This is a genomic window from Enterococcus saigonensis, assembly GCF_011397115.1.
Lineage (GTDB): Bacteria > Bacillota > Bacilli > Lactobacillales > Enterococcaceae > Enterococcus_C > Enterococcus_C saigonensis.
In genome coordinates, this window is the sequence record NZ_AP022822.1 from 2,254,037 (window position 1) to 2,279,641 (window position 25,605).

A 25,605-nucleotide genomic window follows, 5' to 3' on the forward strand; every position below is an offset into this window, starting at 1 on the left:
GAGCATATTATGATTATGAATACAGAACTGTCAAAAAAACAACGCCGTCAGTTTTTCTTAGTAAATGCAGGTGCGTTTGCACTTATTTTTTTGTTATTGGGTTTTATCGTTTTACAACTATTGCAAAGTTCTGCTTATAAACAGACAGATGAATCCTTAAAAAACACTAGTCAAGATAATCGTGTCATTACTATGGAAATATCACGGCTACAAACAGATAATCCATTTTTAGCACCTAAAAATAATGATTTTCCACCAGCAACTACGCGAAATAATCGCTTCAATTCACAAATAATTCTTTGGAGCGCAGAAGGGAAAATTTTGAATAAAGCGGTTTTGGGCGCTCGTTTTGCAGAGCTGCAAAATTTACAATTAAGTAAAAAAAATCTAAATACTATTCAGGCTTTGTCCGTTAAAAGTGGTAATCAAACATTACATTTTCGCTCTATTATGCGTAAACTGACAACACCACAAGAAGACGTTGCCTATGTACAATTATTAGAAAACACCGATCAAATTGATGAATCATTACAGACATTCCAAACAATTTTGATTATGTGTATGATTGTTTTTTGGTTGTTATCTTTAGCAATCAGTTATTTTATCTCCCAAAAAAATATGACACCCATTCTATTAGCCTGGCAAAAACAACAAGAATTCGTGGAAAATGCCTCCCATGAATTACGGACGCCACTGACCATTATTCAAAATAGTTTGCAAAAATTGTTTACCACACCCAATCATACTGTCTTAGAAGAGTCTGAAGTCATTGCACAAGCACTAAATGAAACAAGACGGCTAAATTCTCTTACGACTGATCTATTAACAATCGCCAGAAGCGATGCCAATGAAACAGTCCTTGACTTAACCACGATCACTCCTCAGCCTTTTATTGCACAATTGACCAAGCCTTTCCAAGAGATTGCACAGTTAGATGACAAAACTTTTATTTTAGAAAACTACGCGAGTGAAAAAGTTATCGCAGATGAAAAAAAAATCCATCAACTACTAGTTATTTTATTAGACAATGCCTTGAAATACACAAAAGCTGGAGATAAAATTACAGTTCTTTCTCAGATTACACATGACAATTGGCTTTTAGAAGTTCGTAATACTGGGGCAAATATTGCAGACGAAGATAAGAACCAAATTTTTCAACGTTTTTACCGAGAAGAACGTTCTCGCAATAAAAACAGTGGTGGTTTTGGCTTAGGACTAGCTATTGCACAACAAATTGTCAAAGACCATCAGGGTAAAATTTCCGTTCACGACTTAAAGCCAAGCGGGGTTATTTTCAGAGTCAAACTCCCTTTTAAACATTAACTATACAAAAGGACCAACAAAAAATTACTATCGTGAGTAATTTTTTGTTGGTCCTTTAATTTTACTTAAATTTGTAACCATTTTTGATATTGTTGCTCCACAAGTGTCACGGTCTCAATTGTCAACTCGGGCGTCATGATTGGGCTTGTTAGCAAGCCCTCTTTTAAACATTCATTCACATGGTCGACTTCATAGGCAAACTCACTCGTAAAAGGAATTTGTAACGTTTCTTGTCCGTCTTGAGTAAAAATAGTAGCAACTTCTGTTTTCCAAAAATTTGGAATTTCAATTTTGCCTTTGGTTCCATAAATTGTCATACCATTTTCAGTCCCGAACTCAGTCGTGATAAAAATGTTGGCTAAAATATCCGTCCCAAATTTCAAACTCAAATCACTTTGCATGTCAGAACGTCCTTGTGGCATGATTGCGTTACCTGTAACATCTTGATAATTCTTACCTGTAACGTAGTGCATATAATGAAGTGGATAACTGCCTGAGCCATGCAAAGTTCCACCCCCTGCTTCCAAACTCGGAAACCACTTGACATGGTCAATATGAGGATAGGAGGTTGTTGAACGCATGAATTTGACTTCCCCAATTTTTCCAGCTTCAATAGCTTTTTTTACTGCTGAAGTAATCGGTAGAAAAACAGCTTTTTGAGCTTCCATTAAAAAAAGTTTTTTTCTTGCAGCTATTTCAAATAACTCTTTCGCTTCATCAGCTGCTAAAGTGAACGGTTTTTCCAGCAATACGGACTTTCCTGCTTCTAGCGCCTGCTTGGCAGTCTCGTAGTGTCCTTTATTGTAAGTTGCAATATAAATGATATCAATTTCTTCATCGCCAAACAATTCTTCATAGCAACCATAAGCTTTTGGAATCTGAAGTTTCTTTGCTACTTTTTGTGCCTTGGCTAATTCTCGTGAAGCAATCGCTGCTACATTTCCTTCCTTACTAGCTCGTATCCCCGCTACAAAACGTGGTACAATAGATGCGGTACTGACGATCCCATAAGAAATCATGATCTACTCTCCTTTCAAAACTATAATTACTGTCAAAAATTATACAGATTTTCTTGCTACCCATAGCTTTAAAAATAAATACGCACTTTTAGTGGCTATCCTCGTTTATAACAAAAACCAACAGCTGAATATCAACTGCTGGTTTTTATAACTGTATTTAAAATTTAACAGAAATAAACAGAATTTACAAAATCTCCGCTTTATTGCTAAAAATTAATCGTGATACTCGCCACGGTCCCATTTTGCTAAAAATTCATCAAAGTAATGAGAATCCGCTTGTTCTGGTTTTGGTCCTTCAACTGCATTGATTTTTTCAATTAATGCTTGGTTTTCTGGCGTTTCTTTATATTCAGCTTTGATGAAAGCTTCAATAATATCGTTGATTAAAAATTCTCCGGTAATTTTTCCTCCAAAGCCAATCACGTTTGCGTTTAATTCTTCTTTGGAATAAATCGCCGTCGTCATATCCCGCACTAATGCAGCTCGAATACCAGGCACTTTATTTACCGAGTTGGTAATCCCAACACCTGTTCCACAAATTGTTACACCCAAATCTGCAGCACCACTAGCTACAGCTTCCCCCACGCGCTTACCATAAATAGGGTAGTGTGTGCGGGTAAAGTCATACGTTCCACAATCAATTACTTCATAACCTTTACTTTTCAAAAAATCAGAAACTGCGATTTTTGTATCTGTCACAATATGATCACAACCAATTGCAATTTTCATGTTTCATACTCCCTCTCATCAAAAGATTCATTTCATTATTTGTCATTCAAAAGTGATATTTTTATCCATAGATAAAATAAAACAATTATGCCATTTTATTTAGCATGTCGACCCGAATTTGATGGCGCCCGCCATCATAATGGGCTGCTAAAAATTCCTTGACAATATTTTTAGCCAATCCTTCTCCTACTATTTCAGAACCAATCGTAATCATCCGTGCATTATTATGTTCTCGTGTCATGTAAGCAGATCGTTCATCAGAAACTTCTGCTGCGACCATGCCTTTCACTTTGGTTGCTACCATAAAACTACCTGCACCATAGCCATCAAAGGCAATTCCCATTGCACCTTCATTTTCTTTAATCTCTTTTGCGATGGCTAATGTTGAATCAACAAAATCTACCGCGGGCGTTGGTGTTTTATCAACAACCTCAAATCCTGCTGCTACTAAATATTCTTTAATAGTTTCTTTTAAATTCATCCCTTGTGCATCTGAACCAATTACAACACGCATTGTATCTTCCTCCTCCATTAATTTCATCTTCCCTTTTATAATAAAACATTTAAAAACATTTTTCAAACATTTTTAAAAATACTATGTTTAAAAGTGTTTGAAAAACCGTTTTATCTTTGCTGCAAAGCTTATTTTTTTCTCTCAGTGGTTTTTACGCAATAAAAAAACAGCCTCGAGAAAAATCTCGAGACTGTTTTTTTCCAGTACCAAAATTGGTAGAAGCTTGGTCGTCCACTACCTTACTTCCAACACCCTGCAAATCCGGCAGTGAAGTTTTCTTCTGGTGTTGCTGTTGACTCGACCAAACAAGTTGGTCTTATCGACTCATCGCATGTCCATTACTTTAACTGCAAATCTATCGCTTGTCAATCTTTTGTTTTTAATCAGTATCCATTATGAATCAACATAACGTGCATATTCTGGAAACCAACCTTTTCTAACGAAAAATATTCATCTTTAAAGGTGAAATCAGCTTCCGTGGGTCTAACGATTTGTTTCACTTGGCAACAATATTGTTTGCTGTTTGCCATCATCATAAGCATAAACTTCTTGTGGCAATTCATAAGAAAATGGAAATGGTAAGTCAATATCCATTTCAACCTCACTATTCTCTTGTGAAAAATGCATTGTTACTTTGCCATCGTGATTAAGTAATTCAAAAGCGATTAAATTATTTAAAGGTACTACCCCTTTTAAATCAAGGTCGATAATAAACCAAATGCTGTCAATTAATTCTCCTGGCATACTGGAAACAACGCCAACAGAAGCAAAGCGGCTACGTTTTTTATCAAATACTTCAAACAAATTCAAAACCTCCTAAGACAGTGTTTACTGCGATCATTTTTTTAAGTGGCTTTTTCTCCATCCTTGATTCGCAGATTAAACAGCAGTATCAATTCTATGTCTATCATACTTTAAATAAGTAATAATGCAAAAAAATTGCACTTATAAAGGCAAGTTATAAAAGTTTTGATTAAATAATTAGCACTACGCAAATTAAACAGTAGTGGACAAAAAAAGCACCGCAAAAAGCGGTGCTGTTAAACAAAATTATTCAGCTTCAGCCGGTGCTTCTGGAGCTGCATCTTCGCTATCTTCTTCTTCAGCAACTTGTGCTTCGCTCACCGCTACAATTTGTTCTTCCGGATCAGTTACGATGGTGAAGTCAGCATCTTTTGGTAAATCAGCAACTGCTAGTGCGTCACCGATTTCAAGTGCTGTAACATCAACTTCAATGCGTTCTGGCAACTTATCAGGTGTTGCTGAAACAACAACATTATACAATGTTTGTGTTAACACGCCACCAGCTTTGACCCCTGCTGCTTCACCGACAAGTAATACTTCGGCTTCTACTTCTGTTTCTTCTGTCATATTGACTGACAAAAATTCTACGTGTGTTAATTTTTTAGTAAAAGTATCTGATTGTGTGCCGCGGACTAATGTGTTCACGTTTTTACCGTCAATGCTTAATACGATAACAGCATTGGCACCGTGTTCACGGTAGATTTTTTCAAGAGCTGCTGCATCCACTGCAACTGGCGTACTTTCAATTTGGTAACCATTTACAACTGCTGGAACTTTACCTTCGTGACGCAATTTATTGCGAAGGGAACGGGGACGAATTGCTCTTTTTTCTACATTTAATTTTACTGCCATAACTAAATTCCTCCTAAATTTTGGCCGCTTTTGCGGTAATCTTTAAAAGCAAATTTGTTACTCAGCACATCAGTGTGGTACGTATAAAAATACGCAAAAGGACAGCCGTATACACAACTGTCCTGTCAAAGTCGGTTAAAACTTTCTCCACCAGGTCGTAACGCTGTGTGTATGAGAAACTTTATTTACTTTACTATTTAACCTTAGGCCTTATTTAATTTTAAGTCAAGGAAAGTGCTGTTTTACTGGAAAATCCTCTTTTTTTCGCTATAATGAATAAGACTTTGTTACTGAATAAAGGAGTAAATATGCGCTTAGATAAATTAATTGAAAAGAAGCTACATACCAGCCGTAAAAAAATGAAACGTCTTTTTTTAAGTGGTCAAGTAACAATCGATGGGGTAAAAGAATTTCGACAAAATCGTAATGTTGACAGTCAAATTCATAAAATCATGGTAAACAACCAAGTCCTTTTCACTAACGAAGTCTATTATTTATTGGATAAACCAGTAGGTGTTGTTACTGCTAATTCTGACTTAAATCATCAAACCGTATTTGATTGTTTAACCCCCACCGATAAACTTGACGATTTGTCCGCCGTTGGTAGACTTGATCGTGATACTTCTGGCCTTTTGCTTTTAACAAACAACGGGCAACTAGTCTATGATTTACTCCATCCTGTAAAAAAGTAGCAAAAACTTACGAAGCTTGGATCAACGAGATTGTGACAAATGAAGATATTTACCACTTTCAAGCAGGAATTGTTTTTTCAGACGGTACTCGTTGTCAAGCGGCGGATTTAAAAATCTTGTATAGTGATTATAAAACAGGTCACAGCCTGATTCATTTAACTATTTGGGAAGGTAAATTTCATCAAGTAAAAAAAATGTTTTTAGCTCGTGGAAAAAAAGTGATCACTCTACGCAGAATTGCAATGGGTCCTTTATACTTACCTAAAAACTCGCAGCCTGGAAAATATCACCCCTTAACAAAGACCCAGTTAACATTATTAAAACCTTATTTTAGATAGAAAGAAGTTAGAAAAATGAATTATTCCACCTTGCTATTTGATTTAGATGATACCTTGTTAGACTTTAAGGCCGCTGAAGATCATGCCTTACAAGAGCTTTTTAACACTATGAATACCACCTTGACACCAGAAATAAAAAAATATTACAAGACGATGAACCGTCACTTATGGGCAGATTATGAACAAGGAAAAATAAGCCGTCAAGAAGTAACAGACAGTCGTTTTAAAAAATTATTTGCTAATTTAGGTAAAAATGTTGATGGCTCCCAACTTGACCAAAAGTATCGCCACTATTTAACGCAAGGTCATCAATTATTAGGTAATAGCCGCCGGATTATTGCTGATCTGGCAAACAAAGCAGATTTATACGTGGTCACAAATGGTGTCTCCAAAACCCAATACAAGCGTTTAGAAGATGCCAAACTTCTTCCTTATTTTAAAGACATTTTTGTTTCTGAAGATACTGGCTATCAAAAACCAATGCCAGAATATTTTGACTACGTGGCAAAACGTATCCCGCATTTTGTTGCGCAAAAGGCATTGGTAATCGGGGATTCTTTAACTTCTGATATTAAAGGAGCCAATAATGCTGGTTTAGATAGTGTCTGGTTAAATCCTGAAGCAAAACAATTACTGCCAGATGTCAAACCAACTTATGAAGTTAAGGACTTAGAGCAACTCTATCCTATTTTAGGCACCTCATTTGACGAAAAAGCATAGCATTTTCTGAAAAAATCTATATAATAGACCTAGTACAAAAAATGAAAGAGGTTTTCTCATGACAAAGAACAAGCCCATCATTATTGGTGTGACTGGTGGCTCTGGTAGTGGTAAAACCAGTGTCAGCCGGGCAATTTTCAATAATTTTCCCGACCATTCGATCATGATGCTGGAACAAGATTCTTACTACAAAGATCAAAGTAATTTAAGCTTTGAAGAACGTTTGAACACAAACTACGATCATCCTTTTGCTTTTGATACCGATCTTTTAATCGAACACATCAAAAAATTGATGTGTTATGAAGCAATTCAAAAACCTGTTTATGACTATGTAGCTCATACACGTAGCAAAGCAACTCTCGTACAAGAACCAAAAGAAGTCATTATTTTAGAAGGAATTTTAATTTTAGAAGATGAACGTCTACGAGACTTAATGGATATTAAAATTTATGTGGACACAGATGATGATATTCGAATCATCCGTCGTATCAAACGCGATATGGAAGAACGAGGGCGTACTCTTGATTCTGTCATTGAACAATATTTATCTGTAGTAAAACCAATGTATCATCAATTTATTGAACCAACCAAACGCTATGCTGATATCATCGTGCCTGAAGGTGGAGAAAATCACGTCGCAGTTGACTTAATCACGACAAAAGTGGCAAGCTATTTGTCGTAAGATAGAATACTTGATTGAAAATACCTATTTTTGATAGGTATTTTTTCATGCTCAACTTCACCGCAAAAACTCTTAAAAACAAAAAGACTAACGCTTGTAACTTTACTTACAAGGTCGGTCTTTTGCAAAATTATAAAATTTGCCTTTTTATGACATCTTCTAAGATAAAAATTAAGACATCAGCAAATCCTTCCAAAAAATTTGGCAACTATTTTTATCCTAATAATTTGTCTTTAAACCATTTATCACTATTACAGGCATTTTATCAGATAGTCCATTAGTACTTGGGTTAATTAAAGGAGATCAAAGGATCACTCGCGTTGACGATTGTTCCAACTTGCACTAAAATTTCAGCAACATGTCCATCTGTTGGGGCTACAATTTCATTTTCCATTTTCATAGCTTCTAAAATCATTACCGGTTGATTGGCACTAACAGATTCGCCAGGATTTACTAGTAATTTTAAAATTGTACCTGGCATGGGAGCTGTCAACAACTGACTTTCTGAAGAAACTGTCGAATTTTTTGCTTGCGGGGGCATCATTGTTGGCAAAGTTGGTGCAGGCTTTGGTTCTGTAACACTCGTTGTTGCCCTTTCTTCTTGCACAGCTGGCACTCCCAACTCTTCCATTTCGACTAAATATTCCTTGCCATCAATTGAAATTTTAAACTTTCGTAACATATCATTCCTCCTTTATTTTTTTTGGTAAATTTTTCTTATAACAAACTGTGACGCTGGCGCCACCCCAGATGCAATACTTGCTACAATTATTGCTATGTGTTTTACTTCAGGATTTTTTTTCATAATTTTTTTAATTACAAAAGAACTTTCTGTGTGGTTTTCAGCTGCTATACTGGTGGCAATCAAACTTATTAGCTCCTTTTCAACTGCTTCACTAGGAATAAAAAAAGGAATTTCTTCCCATCCTTCGTCTTCAACAGATATTTTCTCTGGCGCTATTTTAGTTGGTGGAACAACTTGATGCATTCTTTTATTTGTTTGACTCTTGCCAAATAAGCGATTCCAAAATTTCATCAGCAATCTCCTTTAAAGCTAAAAAGAAGTCATTCTATTTATTTTAATATAGCACAAATTAAAACGTTTACAAAAAAAAGTAAATAACTTTAATCAAATTAAAAAGCCACGCAAAATGCGTGACTAAAAATCCATTAGTAAAATCCCAGTTGACGAATTTTTTGCAAGAGGTATGAGCAGACAGCCAGACACATGACTGAACCGACTAGAGCAGGGATTACATAAAAGCCGCCAATTTCTGGACCAGTAGGACCAAGAAAAATCCGCCCAACCCAGCTACCTAAAAAACCTGTCACCATATAGCCTAAAAAACCGCTACGGACATCATTTCCTATAATTACTCCAGCCAATAGACCTAAAGCACTGCCAACTACTAAAGACCAAAATAATTCCAGCATACTGCCACCTACTTCCGTCACTTATTACGCATATTTTATCATTTTTCGCTAAAATATTATAATTATATGCAATAAAAGCACAGATAAAATTATACTTTTCTTAATTCTAAAGTGGAAAGTTTCTTTTTTAATAAAAAATTGTAGCCATTAAGAATATTGGTATGTTTACGCGTGAAGAGGGCGTACTTATTCACATAAATGCCACTGAGCTCTTGTATCAAATACGTTTCGGGTAAATAAGTTTGTGGTGTAAAAAACTCCTCCCAGCTCTCACCATAAAAAAGTTGCAAACAAAGATGATAGCGATAAATGGCTTTTTTATCCGCTAATAAAAGTGAGCGTAATTGTGGCTCTTTTTCCAATGCCATTAAAAATTTAGAATAACTTTTAGGCAACCAAATTTCTGCCCCTAATACTTGTTGCAACAAAAATTGCCAGCCTTTTTCATCAAGCTGATAAGCTAGTTGTGGCGCACGACTATGTAAAATTTTTGTTTCCATTGCGGATATGTTAAAACCAAAATTTTTCCTTTTCTCACTAACTTTCTGCATAAAACATAACAATTCATAACTTTTCTGCTCATAAGATAGAAGTTGCATCTTTTTTAATTGTAAAATCAAATATCGTTTCTGGCTTTCCATTCCCATAAGACAATTTTGAAAATTATCATCTAGACGCAAATTGAAATTTTCCCACAACGGCTGCAATGTTTCCAAGCGCCGCGAGACAGTTTTGCGCGCAATATAATGCTGCTGCGAAAGTTCAGTAATCGAGATTAATGGATCATTTAATTTTTGCCATAATAGCTGAAATGTTAGACTCTCTAACAAAAGATGCTGCCATAAACGAGCTTCACAAAAATAATTGGCAATCTTGATTTCTATCCCAGTATTTTGAATTATAAAACAAATACCCACTGCTTTTTTTTCTTCAATTTCTGTCCACCAATCACATAAACCATGAAATTTTTTTATAGTAAAGCTGAACTCTTTTTGTAATCGCTCATAGGAAATAAAGCCACCTCTTCGTTTTAATAAATAAATTTGCCAAATCAATCGTTCATCTTTTTCTAACAAGCATTGATAAACCATTTTATCATCTCCTTACTTACTAAATTACATAAATGAAAATTGATTTTTTTCCATTTTTTTCTTATTTAGTAACTTCATTTGAAAAATAAAATGAACCTTTGCTCATTAAGATTGCGCAAAATTAGACAACTTGCTAAAATAAATTTAATTCATACACATGCAAAATCGCCGGGTTTTGCCAACAAAAAAATTGTTGAGAGTAGCTCTTTATCCCATAGGCCAATGGAGGATAAAGTTCTGCTCTTTTTTTGGAGGAATTTTTATGAAAGAAATTAGAGGTTATGTTGCGCGCAGTGTTTTAAGCACTTTTGGGTTATCTTTGTATATTTTAGCAGACACCTTTTTTATCGCAAACGGTGTAGGAACACTCGGTTTAACTGCTCTTAATATTGCTTTACCTCTCTTCAACTTATTAAATGGACTGGGGTTACTTTTGGGAATGGGAGGCGCGACGTTATTTGTCTTAAAAGGTGGAAAAGGAAACTATTTTTCCCAGCTACTAATTACCGGCATGGGAGTAGGCCTGTTCTTTACTTTCTTAGGAGTGACCGCTGCTACTTCTTTAGCTTCTTTACTTGGAGCTAGTTTAGAAACACTGCAGCTGACGACCACGTATTTGCGTTTTATTTTAATCATGGCACCTTTTTTTATCTGTAATAATTTAGTTCTGGCCTTCATTCGAAATGACAATAATCCCCAACTTGCAATGAAAGCGATGCTATTTTCTAGTCTCTTCAATATTATTTTTGATTATATTTTTGTGTTTTTCTTGCATATGGGAATGGCTGGTGCTGCGTTAGCTACTGTATTATCTCCTGTTTTAAGTTTAATGATTTTAAGCACCCATCGAAAAAAAAACAACCGCCATTTATTTTGGCAACCTACATTGCCCCAATTAAAAACGATTAGTCGTAGCGCACAATTGGGCTTAGCCTCTTTTTTGACTGAAATGAGTACAGGTATTAGTATTTTAGTTTTCAATCAAGTCCTACTTACCTTAAGCGGTGATATTGCTGTGGCAGCCTATGGTGTTTTAGCCAATATATTATTGGTCGGCTTGTCTTTGTTTACTGGTGTTGCTCAGGGAATTCAACCGTTAATCTCACAAGCAGCAGCAAAAAAAGAAAGAGCAAAAGTTTTTAGTTATTTACGTTACGGTTTCAAAGTTAGTCTGTCTTTAGCCTTATTACTATATCTAATAGTCACTATTTTTAAATTTCCAATTGTGGGATTGTTCAACAGAGAAAATAATATCGTTTTAACACAACTTGCAACCAACGGAATACAAATTTACTTTTTAGCCTTGTTAGGTGCCTGCCTTAATATTGTTTTTAGTATTTTCTTTTCCGCAGTTGGTTATGCAAAACAATCCTTCACAGTGGCCGTATTGCGGGGCTATGTACTAATTCTTCCGTTAGTAGTTTTACTAGGGAAAAACTTCGGTATAATCGGTGTCTGGAGCAGTTTACCTTTAAGTGAATTTTTCACTTTATTGCTTGCCAGCCTATTATTCGTACAAGTAAAAAAAAGTTATCGCCAAAATATTTCTTTCTAAGCGTACGTGCTAAAATAAGAAAAGAAAGCAGGTGAAGAACATGATTGCCCACAAAAGAGCCTAACTCCATGACATTTAAGCCAAAATGACATGGAGGAAAAAATAATGAAAAACATCTATGATAACGAGAATTTTTTCTATAAATATAGCCAAATGTCCCGTAGCCAAAAAGGATTAGCCGGTGCAGGCGAGTGGCAAACATTCCAAAAATTATTGCCTAATTTTAATGGCAAATCAGTTTTGGATCTTGGCTGCGGCTATGGGTGGCACTGTCTTTATGCCGCTGAACACGGTGCAAAGAATATAACTGGCGTTGATTTATCACAGAAAATGTTGACAGTAGCCAGACAAAAAACAAAAGCGTACCCTATCCACTATGTACAAGATGATATTGCAACAGTTTCATTTCTGGCAGATTCTTTTGATATTGTCATTAGCTCTTTAGCAATTCATTATGTCGCTGACTTTGCTAGTTTAATTGCCAATATCAAAAAATATTTAAAACCTGAGGGAATTTTGCTTTTTTCAGTGGAACATCCTGCTTTCACCGCAGAAGGATCAGAAGATTGGTACTATGATGTTCAGGGAAATAAGTTACATTATCCCCTTGACAATTATTTTACCGAAGGCTTACGTGAAACGAATTTTTTAGAGGAAAAAGTTGTGAAGTATCATCGCACGCTAACAACGTATTTGCAAACTTTGTTGAAAAACAATTTTATCCTTTTGGATGTGGTAGAACCTATGCCACCAAAAGATATGCTTTGTGAGCCGGGAATGAAAGATGAATTACGGCGTCCTATGATGTTACTTGTAAAGGCAAAAAATAAAAAAAGTTAAATTTCTTACCACTTTCTAGCGAAAGTGGTTTTTTTCAACAAAAAAAGCTGAGACAAAAGGAAAGTATTCCTTTTGTCTCAGACCTGTTTTATTATTTAGTTTCTTCTTTTTTATCGTCTTTCAATAAAGCTTTACGGGATAAATTAATACGTCCTTGACGATCAATTTCGGTTACTTTAACTAAAACTTCGTCTCCTAATTTCACAACATCTTCTACGTTGTTTACCCGTTCGTTTGCAAGTTGCGAAATATGAACCAAACCATCTTTCCCTTTGATTAAGTTAACGAAGGCACCGAATTTTTCAATTCGAACGACTTTACCCAAGTAAACTTCACCAACTTTTACTTCTTTCGTTAACTCTTCAATAATCTTAATGGCTTTTTGTATCATTTGTGCATCAGCTGAGGCAATTGAAACTTTACCTTCTTGATCAATATCAATCTTAACGCCTGTTTCTTCAATGATACCGTTAATGGTATCGCCGCCTTTACCAATAACCACTTTGATTTTTTCTGGATCGATTTGAATCATTTCAATCTTCGGTGCATACGGACTCAACTCTTCGCGAGGTTGTGCCAAGGTTGAAGTTAATTCTTCCAAGATTTCAAAACGGGCTTTTTTCGCTTGTGCTAATGCTTCGCGTAAAATTTGTTCCGTAATACCTTGAATTTTAATATCCATTTGTAGCGCCGTAATACCATCTTTTGTGCCCGCAACTTTAAAGTCCATATCGCCTAAGTGATCTTCTAAACCTTGAATATCTGTCAAGATTGTATAATTTTCACCGTCGGAAACTAAGCCCATCGCAATGCCAGCAACAGGTGCTTTAATCGGTACGCCGGCATCCATTAATGCCAATGTTCCAGCACAGATACTGGCTTGTGAAGAAGAACCATTAGATTCTAAAACTTCAGCAACTAAACGAATAGTATAAGGAAAATCTGTTTCACTTGGAATTACTTGTGCTAAGGCCCGTTCGCCTAAAGCCCCATGACCAATTTCACGACGACCAGGAGAGCCTGCCCGACCAGTTGAACCAACTGAAAACTGTGGGAAATTATAATGATGAATGAAACGTTTAGACTCTTCTACACCAAGACCATCAATAATTTGATGTTCGCCTAGTGGTGCTAAAGTACAAGCAGATAAAGCTTGTGTTTGTCCCCGTGTAAATAGACCAGAACCATGAACCCGTGGCAGTAAACCAACTTCTGAGGAAAGTTGACGAATTTCATCTAACTTACGACCATCTGGACGAATCTTATCAATTGTGATTAGTTCTCGTACTACGTCTTTTTCCAAATCTTCTGCTACTTGCTTGATTTCTTTTGTAATTTGAACCAAGTCTTCGGTTTCAACATTGGCAAATTTTTCTGCATAAACTTCTTTAACAGTTTCTTTTACTTTCTCAATTTCATCCTCACGAGCTAGTTTTTCTTCTGTCATAACAGCTGTTTTCATCACGCTGTAGTAGTTTTCATAAATATCTTGTTTTAATTCTGGATCAACTTGTAAAAGTTTAACTTCCATTTTTTCTTTGCCAACAGCTGCAACAATTTCTTCTTGGAAGGCAACCAATTCTTTAATTGCGTCAAAACCAAATAGCAACGCGCCTAACATATCATCTTCTGAGACTTCTTTAGCACCAGATTCAACCATGTTAATCGCTTGTTTTGTTCCTGCTACGCTTAATTCAATATCTGTTTTTTCCGCTTGATCAACAGTTGGATTTAACACATATTCTCCATTAACACGACCAACTTCAACACCGGCAATTGGTCCATCAAATGGAATATCTGAAATAGACAATGCTAAAGATGAGCCTAACATAGCAGCCATTGCAGGTGAACAATCTTGTTCCACACTCATTACAATATTGGTTACTTGCACTTCATTACGAAAACCTTCTGCAAACATCGGACGAATTGGACGGTCAATTAAACGCGCTGTCAATGTTGCATCCGTAGAAGGACGACCTTCACGTTTAATAAAACCACCAGGGATTTTACCAACGGCATACATTTTTTCTTCATAATTAATAGTCAATGGGAAAAAGTCTGTGTCTTTTGCTTCTTTTGAAGCAACAGCAGCACTTAATACCACTGTGTCGCCATAGCGTACTAAAACTGCACCATTGGCTTGTTTGGCTAATTGACCGACTTCAACTTGTAAAACACGTCCGCCCCAAGTTGTTTTGAATACTTGCTTTGTCATAATTTCTCCTATCTTCTGTAGATAGTGGGCTGCTACTAAACAAATGAAAATTTTGAAAAATATTCTTTCAAAATTTTCATTTGGTTAGTAGTTAGCCTTACCACTACCCCAGCTTTTGTTTAGTTTTTTATAGCAAAAAAGTGAGATTCAAGCTGAACCTCACTTTTAAGACGATAACGACTAACGACGCAATCCTAAAGCTTGGATCAATTCGCGATAACGTTGAACGTCAGTTTTACGTAAGTAAGCTAACAAGTTACGACGATGACCAACTTTTTTCATCAAACCACGATAAGAATGGTGGTCTTTTTTGTGGACGCGTGCGTGTTCATTCAAGTGGTTGATCTCTTCAGTCAACACAGCGATTTGCACTTCTGGAGAACCAGTGTCGCCTTCGTGGCGTGCAAATTTTGTCATGATTTCGTTTTTACGTTCTTTTGAAATTGCCATGTTTTTTCACCTCACATTATTATTCTCCCTGTGACTGAGTAAAGCGTTGGTGACTCGCCAAACCAAGTGACAGGCGGTATGCAATGCACACAGGTATACTTTACTTGATTAAAAGAGAAAAAGCAAGTTCAATCGTTTCAAATTTAAATTATCCTGCTTTGCAAGCAAATAAATTGAAAATCAAGAAATGTAACCGTTATAATCACAACATGCGTTTTTTATATGCATTCCTAGATTAACAAAAACTGATGCTACTTGATATTGACGGCATCAAATAAGAAATTTAAAAATTGGAGGAAAAAATGTCTATTTTACTTGCTGTTAAAGGGCATCCCCTTGATGCCAAAGATTCTCATGCCATGCAATTATTAGAAAGCTTTTTAACTACGTATAAAGAAAGTAATCCAAAAGATGAAATCATCATAATCAATCCTTATGCCGTTGATTTTCCTGAAATTGATGGTGACATTACTTCTGGCTGGCACGCTTTAATGCACGATGCACAATTTAGCGATCTGACACCTACACAACAAACTAAATTGGCCGCTTTCAACGGCTTGACTGAACAGTTTGAAAAAGCTGATAAAATCGTGATAGCCAACCCATTGTGGAACTTAAGCATTCCAAGTCGTTTGAAAGCCTGGTTTGATACAATTTGCGTTGCCGGCAAAACATTTAAATATACAGCGGAAGGGCCAGTAGGCTTAGTGACCGGTAAAAAGGCATTGCATATTCAAGCAAGTGGCGGTTTTTATAATGGTCAAGACTTTGCTGCTCAATATACCCGCCAACTATTGAATTTTATTGGGATTAGTGACTTCAGTGAAGTTTTCGCTGAAGGCTTAGATTTTGATCCCACAAAAGTTGATGAAATTATGGCCAAAGCAACAAATGAAGTAGAAACTGCAGCAAAAACTTTCTAATCCAACTGTTTGCTTATCCATTGGAAAAAATTTCATTATCCAAAATAAAAGTCGAAAATTAGCAGAGTGAACGACGTAACTCTTACTAATTTTCGACTTTTCTCGTTAACGTTGATACGTAGATTATTACATAAATCTCAGAAATTCAACCAACGATAAAACCTTACCTTTCTCCTTTGTTTTGTCACCTTCGAGATATCATTTCTGTTATAATGTGCATGAGGTGATTGCAATGGCACTAATCAATCGAATTCAAGGAATGGAAAACGAATTATCCAAAGCCGAACTACGGATTTTTCGTTACATAAAAAAGAACATTGATAAAATACCTACCATGACGGCCGAACAAATTGCCAAAGGTTCAAAAACTAGCGCCCCTACTGTTGTTCGCTTTGCAAAAAAAGTTGGTGCTTCTAGTTTAACAGATTTCAAAATCCAGATTTCAGCTGAAAGTCAACAAACTGGAACTAATCAAGAATATTCCGATGTGAAAAAAAATGAACCCATCGCATCTTTAAAAGAAAAACTATCGCAAAATGCTCAACTCACACTCCACGAAACAACACAAATTTTAAGCGATGAAAAATTAATCGCAGCTTTGAAATTATTGGAGTCCAAAGAGCGGATTTTTGTAGCCGGTGTAGGCGCTTCTCATTTAGTTGCAGAAGACATCAAACAAAAATGGGACCGAATTGGCAAAAGTGTTTCTTTAGAAACCAATTACAACGCCTTACTCCCCCAACTTATTAACACCAAAAAAAATGCCGTTTTATGGTTAATTTCAAACTCTGGAGAAACACCAGAAATTGTCTACTTTGCTGAAATTGCAAAAGAATTAAAGATTCCAATTATTACCTTAACTCGTTTTGGTAATAATCGACTTTCTAAATTAGCCGATGTGTCCTTACAAGTTTCACGGCCACAAGAGGCTGACCAACGTAGTGCTGCCACCAATTCTTTAATTGCCCAATTTTTAGCGGTAGATATCTTATTTTATTCTTATATCAGTCGCAATCAGGAAAATGCTGAAAAAATTTATCAATCGCGACAAATCATCAAAGATTTCCGAGAAAGACACTTTTAAGCTTCTAACATCGTACAAAAGGCTATATACCTCCTTATTTTAAGCCAAGAAAATCCGCACTCCCTTCTGCAACATGTAGCAAAAGGAGCACGGATTTTTTTTATTTATTTAACCCATTCATTTACTTTATCTGGATTACTTTTGACCCATTCTTTCGCAGCTTGAGCGGGTTCTTTTCCATCATGAACAGCTAACATAACCTCTTCCATATCTTTTTGTTCCCAATGGAAGTTGTCTAAAATTTGGTATGCTTCTGGCTGATCTTCTTTTAGGCCTTGACGAACCATTGTGTTAATTGTTTCGGCTCCTCCCATCGTCCCTTTTGGATCAGCAAGATATTTCAAATCATATTTGGCAAACATCCAATGCGGTGACCAACCTGTAATAACAATCGGTTCTTTATTTTTAATGGCTTTGCCTAGTGCAACTGTCATAGCACCAGATGAAGACGACTCTACTGTCCAATCTTTTAAGTTTGGATAAGCAGCCTGCGTTTTATCTGCTGCTTTCATTACACCTGCCCCAGGTTCAATACCGACAATTTGTTGATTCGCTTGATTACTTAAATCTTCAAGGGAGTTAACATCCATATAACTTGGAACCACAATACCAAGTTTAGCACCTTTTAGATTCTCACCTAAATTTTCAATTTGATTTTTGTATTTAGCATATTGTGCTTGGTGTGTATGAGGTAACCAAGCTGCCACCATACCATCCGTTTCGCCATTTGCAACAGATTGCCACATGACCGTCATATCCAAAGGTGTCAACTTCACATCATAACCTTCTTCTTTTAGGACTTCTGCGACCACATTAGTAGAGGCTACTTCTGTATCCCATTCAACATAAGACAAGTGGATTGTCCCTTTATCAGAAGCATGGCTACCAGCAAAAGTCGAACCAAAAATCAAAGCAATTACTACTACTGCAACGCCACCAGTAATCCATCTTTGTTTTTTCTTAGCAGCGGGAGCAAGATTTTTATTCCGTTCCTTTTTTGGTGCGTTTAATTTTTGAGTAAAACGGTCAATGATGATTGCTAAGATAACTAAAGCCAAACCATTAACAAAACCATTCCCGACTTGTGCTTGTTGCAAGGCTGATAAAACACCGCGCCCAAGTCCAGGCGCCCCAATCATTGATGCTGTCACAACCATAGACAGTGCTAACATCATCGTTTGGTTAATCCCTGCCATAATTGTACCTTTAGCTAAAGGCAATTCTAATTTAAATAGCTTTTGTTTACCTGTACCACCAAAAGAATCTGAAGCTTCGACCAATTCACTAGGAATTTGACGAATTCCTAGATTCGTCATACGAACAGTTGGTGGCAGGGCAAAAATAACGGAAGCAAAAACTCCTGGTACCATACCAATACCAAAGAAAGCAACGGCCGGAATCAAGTAAACAAAGGCTGGCATTGTTTGCATGAAGTCTAAAATCGGTGAAACAATCGTATTGGCTTTTTCACTTTTAGCCATTAAAATCCCTAATGGAATCCCAATAACAATTGAAACAAGACTGGCAAGCAACACCAACGTGACCGTATTCATCAAATCATTCCACAAACCTTGGTTATAAATAAAGAGTAGACCAAAGAATGTTAAAATTGTCAGTCCCGGCTTTTTCTTTGATAAGAAAAAGGCAGCAACAGCTAATAATACGATAAATAGTAATGGTGGAATAAATAGTAAAGTATTCGTGATGGTATCCATAATTATTTGACCAATGCTTTGGACGAAACTAAACAGCCCCGCAAACGTTTTTGTCAACCAATCTGTAAAATTCTCCACCCATTTTGCTACTGGAATTGCTTGTTGTAATAAATTATCCAACAAATTCCACCTCCTTGTCTCCTGTTTGAGCTAATGCTTCAATCACGCTACCGCGAATGACCACACCGAGTAATTTATCTTTGTCATCAACTACAGCTAAAGGTGCTTCTGCATCTTTAATCACATCAAAAATATCAGTTACTAACATATCTTGAGGAATTTTCTTGACATTTTTATCAATAACTTCTTTTAGTGGCAACTGTTCCTTGCGCGCTTCTAAAGCTTTTAAAGCTGTTAAACTCCCCTTTAACTTACGCTTGCGATCAACAGCTAACAACATACTAACGCCTTCTTTGCGCATCCGATTTAATGCCACATTTGGCCCATCTGCTTCAATATTCATGGTAATTGCTGGTTCCATGATATTTTGCGCAGTTAGCACTTTTGAGCGATCAACATCTTCGACAAAATCACGAACATATTGGTTGGCTGGATTTGTTAAAATTTCTTCGCCAGTACCAATCTGCATGATTTGCCCATCTTTCATCAATGCGATCCGATCACCAATTCGCAAGGCTTCATTTAAATCATGGGTAATAAAGATAATGGTTTTTTTTACATTTTCCTGTAAGTCTAATAATTCATCTTGCATTTCTCGCCGAATTAATGGATCTAATGCCGAAAAGGCTTCATCCATCAATAAAATTTCAGGATTGTTCGCAAGCGCTCGAGCCAAACCTACCCGTTGTTGCATCCCACCAGAAAGTTGCTCTGGATATTGATCCTTAAAGGCAATTAAACTAGAATTTTCTAAAGCTTGTTCTGCTTTTTTGCGGCGTTCGTCTTTAGCAACACCACGAATCTCTAAGCCCAACTCCGTATTTTCCAAAATTGTGCGATGTGGAAATAAAGCAAAACTTTGAAATACCATATTGATTTTATTGCGTCGAACTTCTTGTAAAGATTCTTTGTTCATCTTTGCAATATCTTCACCATCAATGTAAATTTCGCCATCAGTCGGATCAATTAAACGATTTAATAAACGAATTAGCGTCGACTTACCAGACCCTGAAAGGCCCATAATTACGAAAATCTCCCCTTCATTTACTTCAAAATTTGCATCGTAAACACCGACTGTTGCACCGGTTTTTTCTAAAATTTCAGTTTTACTTTTATGTTCTTTCATCATGGCAAGAGCTTGTTGTTGCTTTTTACCAAAAATTTTTGTTAAGTGTTCTACTTTCACTTTACTCATTTTGTTACCCCCTATTTATTTTTGCTGCTTTTAAATAGTAAAAACAGCTTGCCTAATCAAGAAACTAATTGCTACATTTCTATTGATAGGATGGGAAATTAGAAGTTTGAAAAATTTCCCGCTCAAAAAACTGACCACACTAGATTATCACCATGTGGTCACTTAGTCAAAAAAGAATAACCAGGAAAAAACGTGAATTCGTTTTCCTGGTTATAACAGTAGTCATTTTTATCTTAAGGTTTTCTTAATATTTATCTTTTTCGGGATAAAAAAAGTTCTTCATCCGTTGAAACACTAATTCATCGCCTACAAAAAAAACTGTTTCGCCGACTTCAAATTTTGCATATGGCCCTGGAGATAACAGCAAACGATCTTCGTGCTGTAAGGCTACTACTGTTGCCCCAGTTTCTTGCCAGATATTCAGATCTTTAATAGATTCATTTAAATGATTTGCCGTTTCATCCAACTGAATTTCATAAGGCAAAAATGGCGCAGTCTGTTGAATGCGTCTAGTTTGGTTTACTAATGTGTCCAGTAGACCGGAAAAATTTTCCAGCTCTTGTTGTTGTCTTTCAACACTGTCCAAAATGTCATTTTTTATCTCTTGAATCGAACTAACATCTTTATATTGCTCTAGGAAACTCTGCGCTTTTTCCCGCGAAGAAACATAGGCACCACTACCATGCCTTACATCCATAATGCCAAGATCAACTAAAACGTTAATTGCTTTTCTGGCTGTTTCAGGCGAAACATTAAAATTACTCGCTAAAGTGGAACGAGCGTGGATTTTTTCCCCCTCTTTATACCGGTTTTCAACAATTCGTTCTGCAATTTCAACAGCAATCTGTTGATATCGAGGGATGCTTAATTTTTTTCCAGCCACATTCTCTCCTCCTTACCTTTTCATCAAAATTTTTAGTAGTCCCAATTTATATTTACTCATGAACCAGTTTTCTAACTATCACTTTCCCACGATTCGCCAAATTCTACAAGTATTTTAAAATATGAAACTTTCATTGCTACAAATTCAAACTCCTGCGCGCTACAAAAAAACTTTTCGGATAGATAAAAATAAACTAGGCTTTTCTACAAAAAAAGGAAAAGTGAATTTCACTTTTCCTTTTTATTACTATATAAATGAAGCCTTTTATTTATACTTCTACTTTCATAACCGGTGTTTTCGCTTCGGTATTTCCGACTTTTTCTAAAATATCGTTTTTAACTTTGTCCATGTTTGTCACTAAGACTAACATATCTGTGCCTTTACCAGCTGCTTTAATTGCTGCTAAGTCAACGTCTGCGACAATAGTGTCTGGTGTTACTTTTTGACCTTCCGCTACTTTCAAATCAAATGGTTTACCTTCTAATTCAACCGTGTTAACACCCATGTGCAGTAAAACCTCTAAACCATTATCCGTTGTAATCCCCACTGCGTGTTTAGTTGGAAATACTGATGAAATTGTCCCCGTTACTGGTGCATAAATTGTACCTTCTTTTGGTACAACAAAGTAACCTTCACCCATCATCTTTTGTGAGAAAACTGCATCTGTAGATTCTGAAACAGGTTTTACTTCGCCATTTGCCACAGCAAAGAATTCAGTTGTTGCTGCTACTTCGCTAGCAGGTGCTGTTGTTTGTACAGGGGAGTTTGTCGTTGTTTTTTCTTCTGCCATTTTTTCAGCAGCTAATTTTTCTTTTGGAATACCAAAGAAGTAAGTTGCCACAAATCCGCCAGCATAACCTGCCAATAAGCCCAATACATAACCTAACCAATGGCCGTTGGCAATTAATGGAATTAAAGCTGCCCCAGAAGGACCAATTGCTGTTGCACCAACGTTACCTAAAGCACCAATTACCGCGCCACCAACACCACCACCGATACAAGCCGTAATAAATGGTTTCCCTAATGGTAGTGTTACTCCGTAAATTAATGGTTCACCAATTCCCAAAATACCAACTGGCAATGCACCTTTGATCATTTCTGTTAATTCTTTATCTTTACGTAAACGAATCCACAATGCTAAAGCAGCCCCAACTTGACCCGCACCAGCCATTGCTAAGATTGGTAGTAATTGTGTGCTACCTGTCGCTTCAATCATTTGAATATGAATTGGTGTTAAAATTTGGTGTAAACCAAACATAACCATTGGCAAGAAACTTGCTCCTAATACAAAACCAGAGAAGGCACCACCAACGTTTAAAATCCAGTTAATTCCGCCAACTAATCCGTTTGAAACAAAACCGGCTAACGGCATAATTAAGAAAATTTCAGCTAAACCGATAACAAGTAACGAAATGGTTGGTGTTACAATAATGTCAATTGCTTCTGGTACAATATCATGTAATTTTTTCTCAACTTTTGAAAGTAACCATACTGCAAAAATAACACCTAAAATACCACCTTGTTGTGGCGCTAAAGGTTGCCCATTGAAAAGATTGGTAATTGGTGCTTCTGGATTCATCCCAGTTAATGTTACGACACCACCGATTACCCCACCAAGCGTTGGTGTAGCACCAAAAACTTGTGCTGCATTCACACCTGTATAAATGACTAGAAAAGAGAACATCCCGTTTTTCAAAATATTCATGACATCAATATATTGTTGCCAGGTTGCTGCGTCTAAACGACCAGCAGTTACCATGTTAGCTAAGACAGAGGCAATCCCCGCAACTAAACCAGCGCCAACAAAAGCTGGAATCATTGGAACGAAAATATTTGAAATATCTTTTAAAAGTGCTTTAAACGGTGATTGTTTTTGTTTGGCTTTTTGTGCTGCTTTCATTTCTGCTGCTTTTTGATTAAGAGCATCTTTACCACTTGTCGTAGCCTTAATCTCTTCTCCCAAAGAAACACCTGCTTGACTCGCCATTTCCTTTGCAACTTTATTTACTTTGCCAGGACCAATAATTACTTGTAACTGTTCATCATCTACAACACCCAATACACCTGGAATCGCTTTTAATTGTGCTTCATTGACTTCATCGCGATCACGAACCGACATTCTTACGCGTGTCATGCAATGGGTTACGCTTTCAACATTGTTCATGCCACCGGCGCCTTTGTAAATCTCTTTTGCCAATTGTTCCAAACTTAATTCTTCTTTTGCCATTCTAACTTTCCTCCTTGAAATCATGAATTATTTGAAATCTACTTATTAAGGAGCTGTAATAACTTATTACAGCCCCGGTCTGCCATTAGTTCAAAGTTTGTTTTACAAAACCATCTGCTGCCACTAATTTTTCGGCTGCAGCTTTTTTATCACTATCTGTCAAAATCATAACGATGGCTAATTTAACATTTTCGTCAGCTGCTGTAAAGAAGCGAGCTGCTGTTTCGTAGTCTACGTCAGTTGCCTGCATGATAATACGTTTTGAGCGTTCAACTAGTTTTTCATTAGTTGCTTTTACATCGACCATCAAGTTGTTATATACTTTTCCGATACCAATCATTGAAATCGTGGAAATCATATTTAAAATTAATTTTTGCGCTGTTCCAGATTTTAGGCGCGTTGAACCTGTTAAAAACTCAGGACCACAATCAACTTCAATTGGAAATTGCGCATGTTTAGAAATTTCTGCATCTTTATTACATGATATTGTACCGGTAGCTGCTCCAACTTGACGTGCATAATCTAAACCACCAATAACATAAGGTGTCCGTCCGCTTGCTGCGATCCCCACAACCATATCGTTTTCACTTAATTTCAACTCGTGTAAGTCATTGGCACCAAGTTCTGCTGAATCTTCAGCTCCTTCAACAGCCACAGTCATTGCTTTGTCTCCACCAGCAATAAGACCTACCACCATTTCTGGTTCAACACCAAAAGTCGGAACACATTCTGCGGCATCTAAGACGCCTAAGCGTCCTGAAGTACCAGCGCCCATATAAATTAGACGTCCTCCTTTTTTGAAGGCTGCAATCGTTGCTTCGACTACTTTTTCAATGCTGTCCAATTCTTTTTCAACTGCAAGGGCAACCTTTTGATCTTCTTGATTCATTTTTTGACAAGCTTCTTTAACAGACATTTCATCTAATCCAAAAGTTGCTTCATTACGGCGCTCTGTTGTTAGGTTTTCCAAATTAATCTTACTCATCTTCTTCCTCCATCTGTTCTAGTTTAAATTTCATGCCACCTTTAATGTGACGAACTAAATCTTTTTCTTCTGGCATAACTTCAGCCACTACATTAATCTTGTCATTGGCTGGTAGCTCTTGTTGACAAATCTGAATTTCACCTGCATAGCGCAAATACTTTTCATTGTCTACTGTTACACTACCCAATGTGCGGGGTACTGTATTTTTTGCTACAATGTGTGGAATTTCCCGAAATCTTGCGTCGGCGCTACGAATAACTGCTTGTGCTTCATCAAGTCGATTGGTATGTTCCCCTAAAATATAAGAAAAATATTCGGTTCCACAATCATGAACATGCAATAAAATTTCGTTGTTATTTATAAAACCTTCAAATTGTTTTTTTGTTCGCTCTTTTAGACCTCCGTCACCAATATAAATGAAATCAACCGCTGCTTCTTTTTGCCATAAAGCGCAAGCCAAAGGATGTCGGTAACGATCTTTTTCTAATGTAGGTAGCCCTTCATAAAGCGGGCCTCTTACATTATCATCTCCTGGTACAAATGCTTGAATTGTAAAACCATTAGCTTTTAGCCAGCGATTCTTTTCTAAAAACCATTCTTGTGCTAAGCCCGTTTCTGGACGCGGATAATAATTGTGCCAAGCTTCTAAATTAGAGAAATTAGCTTGTGCAGTTTTTAAATCATCAATATCTGCTTGTGTAACTGTACTAGCATTTAACGCTATCTTCAGTTGGTGACTAAAACTGGCGATTTGTTGATTGCTAATATGGTAATCCATACGTAAACCCGTCACACCAAACTCTGTCAGCTTAGCTACATTTTCCATTTGAAAACCAGCTTTAACCAACGCATTGCCCGAAATATCTACCATTAAATCTAGCTTCAATTCCTGACACCAACTCCCTAACTGGCATAGGCGCTCTTTATATTTTGTTGCATCATCTTCAGGAATATGCAAGGAAGTAAACACACCTTTGAATCCAGCTTGTGCCATTTGCGTAACATATTTTTTTTGCTGTTGGGACAGTGTCTCATTTAAAAAAATTGAAAAGCCAAACAATGAAATCCCTCCATCTTTTATGAAAAAACGATTAGTAATCGCTTACACTTTGGAGTATACAATATGATTTATTTTTTCGCAACCTTTTTTCGTTATTTTTATTATTTTTTTGAAATATAATTTCTTGAAGTTTGTAAAAATTTAATAAGAAAATT

The 25,605-nt window shown here is 36.5% G+C and carries 24 protein-coding genes and 1 pseudogene; 8 read left to right on the forward strand and 17 right to left on the reverse strand.

The features are described from left to right. The first annotated feature begins 15 nt into the window (after positions 1–15). Entirely contained in the window at positions 16–1,323 is a 1,308-nt protein-coding gene (locus EsVE80_RS10675; RefSeq protein WP_173104192.1) for a sensor histidine kinase, read from the forward strand. A gap of 65 nt (positions 1,324–1,388) precedes the next feature. On the opposite strand, the gene EsVE80_RS10680 is transcribed toward EsVE80_RS10675, so the two are convergent. The 5 genes from EsVE80_RS10680 to EsVE80_RS10700 form a co-directional block, all read right to left on the reverse strand. Continuing rightward, on the reverse strand, positions 1,389–2,342 hold the full coding sequence (locus EsVE80_RS10680) for a Gfo/Idh/MocA family protein (protein ID WP_173103700.1): 954 nt from the start codon (positions 2,340–2,342) through the stop codon (positions 1,389–1,391). A gap of 213 nt (positions 2,343–2,555) precedes the next feature. Then, the gene (gene lacB, locus EsVE80_RS10685; RefSeq protein WP_173102820.1) at positions 2,556–3,071 is read right to left on the reverse strand and encodes a galactose-6-phosphate isomerase subunit LacB; all 516 of its coding nucleotides are present in this window, start codon (positions 3,069–3,071) and stop codon (positions 2,556–2,558) included. A gap of 85 nt (positions 3,072–3,156) precedes the next feature. After that, on the reverse strand, positions 3,157–3,585 hold the full coding sequence (lacA, locus tag EsVE80_RS10690; RefSeq protein WP_173103701.1) for a galactose-6-phosphate isomerase subunit LacA: 429 nt from the start codon (positions 3,583–3,585) through the stop codon (positions 3,157–3,159). Positions 3,586–4,068: 483 nt separating this feature from the next. After that, entirely contained in the window at positions 4,069–4,389 is a 321-nt protein-coding gene (locus EsVE80_RS10695) for a DUF960 domain-containing protein (protein WP_173103702.1), read from the reverse strand. A 246-nt stretch (positions 4,390–4,635) separates the two neighbouring features. Then, entirely contained in the window at positions 4,636–5,241 is a 606-nt protein-coding gene (locus tag EsVE80_RS10700; RefSeq protein WP_173103703.1) for a 50S ribosomal protein L25/general stress protein Ctc, read from the reverse strand. Between the two features lie 308 nt (positions 5,242–5,549). Between EsVE80_RS10700 and EsVE80_RS10705 the strand changes: the two are divergent. From EsVE80_RS10705 to udk, 3 genes and pseudogenes are all read left to right on the forward strand, one after another. Beyond that, positions 5,550–6,271: pseudogene (locus EsVE80_RS10705) on the forward strand (16S rRNA pseudouridine(516) synthase). A 15-nt stretch (positions 6,272–6,286) separates the two neighbouring features. Beyond that, positions 6,287–6,991: a YjjG family noncanonical pyrimidine nucleotidase gene (locus tag EsVE80_RS10710; RefSeq protein WP_173103704.1), complete on the forward strand. Its 705-nt coding sequence runs from the start codon at positions 6,287–6,289 to the stop codon at positions 6,989–6,991. 58 nt (positions 6,992–7,049) lie between these two features. Next, positions 7,050–7,673: a uridine kinase gene (udk, locus tag EsVE80_RS10715; protein WP_173103705.1), complete on the forward strand. Its 624-nt coding sequence runs from the start codon at positions 7,050–7,052 to the stop codon at positions 7,671–7,673. 289 nt (positions 7,674–7,962) lie between these two features. Here the strand turns inward: udk and EsVE80_RS10720 are convergent, their stop codons facing one another. The 4 genes from EsVE80_RS10720 to EsVE80_RS10735 form a co-directional block, all read right to left on the reverse strand. Beyond that, positions 7,963–8,355, reverse strand: coding sequence for an acetyl-CoA carboxylase biotin carboxyl carrier protein subunit (locus EsVE80_RS10720; RefSeq protein ID WP_173103706.1), 393 nt, complete (start codon positions 8,353–8,355; stop codon positions 7,963–7,965). A 12-nt stretch (positions 8,356–8,367) separates the two neighbouring features. After that, positions 8,368–8,709, reverse strand: a complete 342-nt coding sequence (locus EsVE80_RS10725) for a hypothetical protein (RefSeq protein ID WP_173103707.1) — start codon at positions 8,707–8,709, stop codon at positions 8,368–8,370. Positions 8,710–8,843: 134 nt separating this feature from the next. Further along, complete coding sequence (locus EsVE80_RS10730) at positions 8,844–9,107, reverse strand: GlsB/YeaQ/YmgE family stress response membrane protein (protein WP_173103708.1); 264 nt, start codon at positions 9,105–9,107, stop codon at positions 8,844–8,846. 89 nt (positions 9,108–9,196) lie between these two features. Then, positions 9,197–10,198, reverse strand: coding sequence for a helix-turn-helix domain-containing protein (locus EsVE80_RS10735; protein WP_173103709.1), 1,002 nt, complete (start codon positions 10,196–10,198; stop codon positions 9,197–9,199). Positions 10,199–10,460: 262 nt separating this feature from the next. On the opposite strand from EsVE80_RS10735, the gene EsVE80_RS10740 reads away from it, so the two are divergent. Beyond that, a complete protein-coding gene (locus EsVE80_RS10740; RefSeq protein ID WP_173103710.1) occupies positions 10,461–11,753 on the forward strand; it encodes an MATE family efflux transporter in 1,293 nt (430 codons plus the stop codon). Between the two features lie 102 nt (positions 11,754–11,855). Continuing rightward, positions 11,856–12,593, forward strand: coding sequence for a class I SAM-dependent methyltransferase (locus EsVE80_RS10745; protein ID WP_173104193.1), 738 nt, complete (start codon positions 11,856–11,858; stop codon positions 12,591–12,593). 91 nt (positions 12,594–12,684) lie between these two features. Here EsVE80_RS10745 and pnp read toward each other — a convergent pair whose 3' ends face one another. Together pnp and rpsO are read right to left on the reverse strand one after the other, a co-directional pair. Further along, positions 12,685–14,808: a polyribonucleotide nucleotidyltransferase gene (gene pnp, locus EsVE80_RS10750; RefSeq protein WP_173103711.1), complete on the reverse strand. Its 2,124-nt coding sequence runs from the start codon at positions 14,806–14,808 to the stop codon at positions 12,685–12,687. Positions 14,809–14,988: 180 nt separating this feature from the next. Further along, positions 14,989–15,258, reverse strand: coding sequence for a 30S ribosomal protein S15 (gene rpsO / locus EsVE80_RS10755; RefSeq protein WP_016173693.1), 270 nt, complete (start codon positions 15,256–15,258; stop codon positions 14,989–14,991). Positions 15,259–15,560: 302 nt separating this feature from the next. Here rpsO and EsVE80_RS10760 point away from each other — a divergent pair, with 302 nt between their 5' ends. Together EsVE80_RS10760 and EsVE80_RS10765 are read left to right on the forward strand one after the other, a co-directional pair. After that, complete coding sequence (locus EsVE80_RS10760) at positions 15,561–16,181, forward strand: FMN-dependent NADH-azoreductase (RefSeq protein WP_173103712.1); 621 nt, start codon at positions 15,561–15,563, stop codon at positions 16,179–16,181. A 232-nt stretch (positions 16,182–16,413) separates the two neighbouring features. Then, complete coding sequence (locus EsVE80_RS10765) at positions 16,414–17,265, forward strand: MurR/RpiR family transcriptional regulator (protein ID WP_173103713.1); 852 nt, start codon at positions 16,414–16,416, stop codon at positions 17,263–17,265. 104 nt (positions 17,266–17,369) lie between these two features. Here the strand turns inward: EsVE80_RS10765 and EsVE80_RS10770 are convergent, their stop codons facing one another. The 6 genes from EsVE80_RS10770 to EsVE80_RS10795 form a co-directional block, all read right to left on the reverse strand. Continuing rightward, on the reverse strand, positions 17,370–19,100 hold the full coding sequence (locus EsVE80_RS10770) for an ABC transporter permease/substrate binding protein (protein ID WP_173103714.1): 1,731 nt from the start codon (positions 19,098–19,100) through the stop codon (positions 17,370–17,372). Next, a complete protein-coding gene (locus EsVE80_RS10775; RefSeq protein WP_173103715.1) occupies positions 19,093–20,295 on the reverse strand; it encodes a quaternary amine ABC transporter ATP-binding protein in 1,203 nt (400 codons plus the stop codon). The genes EsVE80_RS10770 and EsVE80_RS10775 overlap by 8 nt, the downstream gene beginning before the upstream one ends. Before the next feature lie 244 nt (positions 20,296–20,539). Continuing rightward, entirely contained in the window at positions 20,540–21,178 is a 639-nt protein-coding gene (locus tag EsVE80_RS10780; RefSeq protein WP_173103716.1) for a GntR family transcriptional regulator, read from the reverse strand. 268 nt (positions 21,179–21,446) lie between these two features. Continuing rightward, the gene (locus tag EsVE80_RS10785) at positions 21,447–23,405 is read right to left on the reverse strand and encodes a glucose PTS transporter subunit IIA (RefSeq protein ID WP_173103717.1); all 1,959 of its coding nucleotides are present in this window, start codon (positions 23,403–23,405) and stop codon (positions 21,447–21,449) included. Positions 23,406–23,490: 85 nt separating this feature from the next. After that, a complete protein-coding gene (gene murQ, locus EsVE80_RS10790) occupies positions 23,491–24,390 on the reverse strand; it encodes an N-acetylmuramic acid 6-phosphate etherase (protein ID WP_173103718.1) in 900 nt (299 codons plus the stop codon). After that, entirely contained in the window at positions 24,383–25,450 is a 1,068-nt protein-coding gene (locus EsVE80_RS10795; RefSeq protein WP_173103719.1) for a DUF871 domain-containing protein, read from the reverse strand. The genes murQ and EsVE80_RS10795 overlap by 8 nt, the downstream gene beginning before the upstream one ends. Between the last annotated feature and the right edge of the window lie 155 nt (positions 25,451–25,605).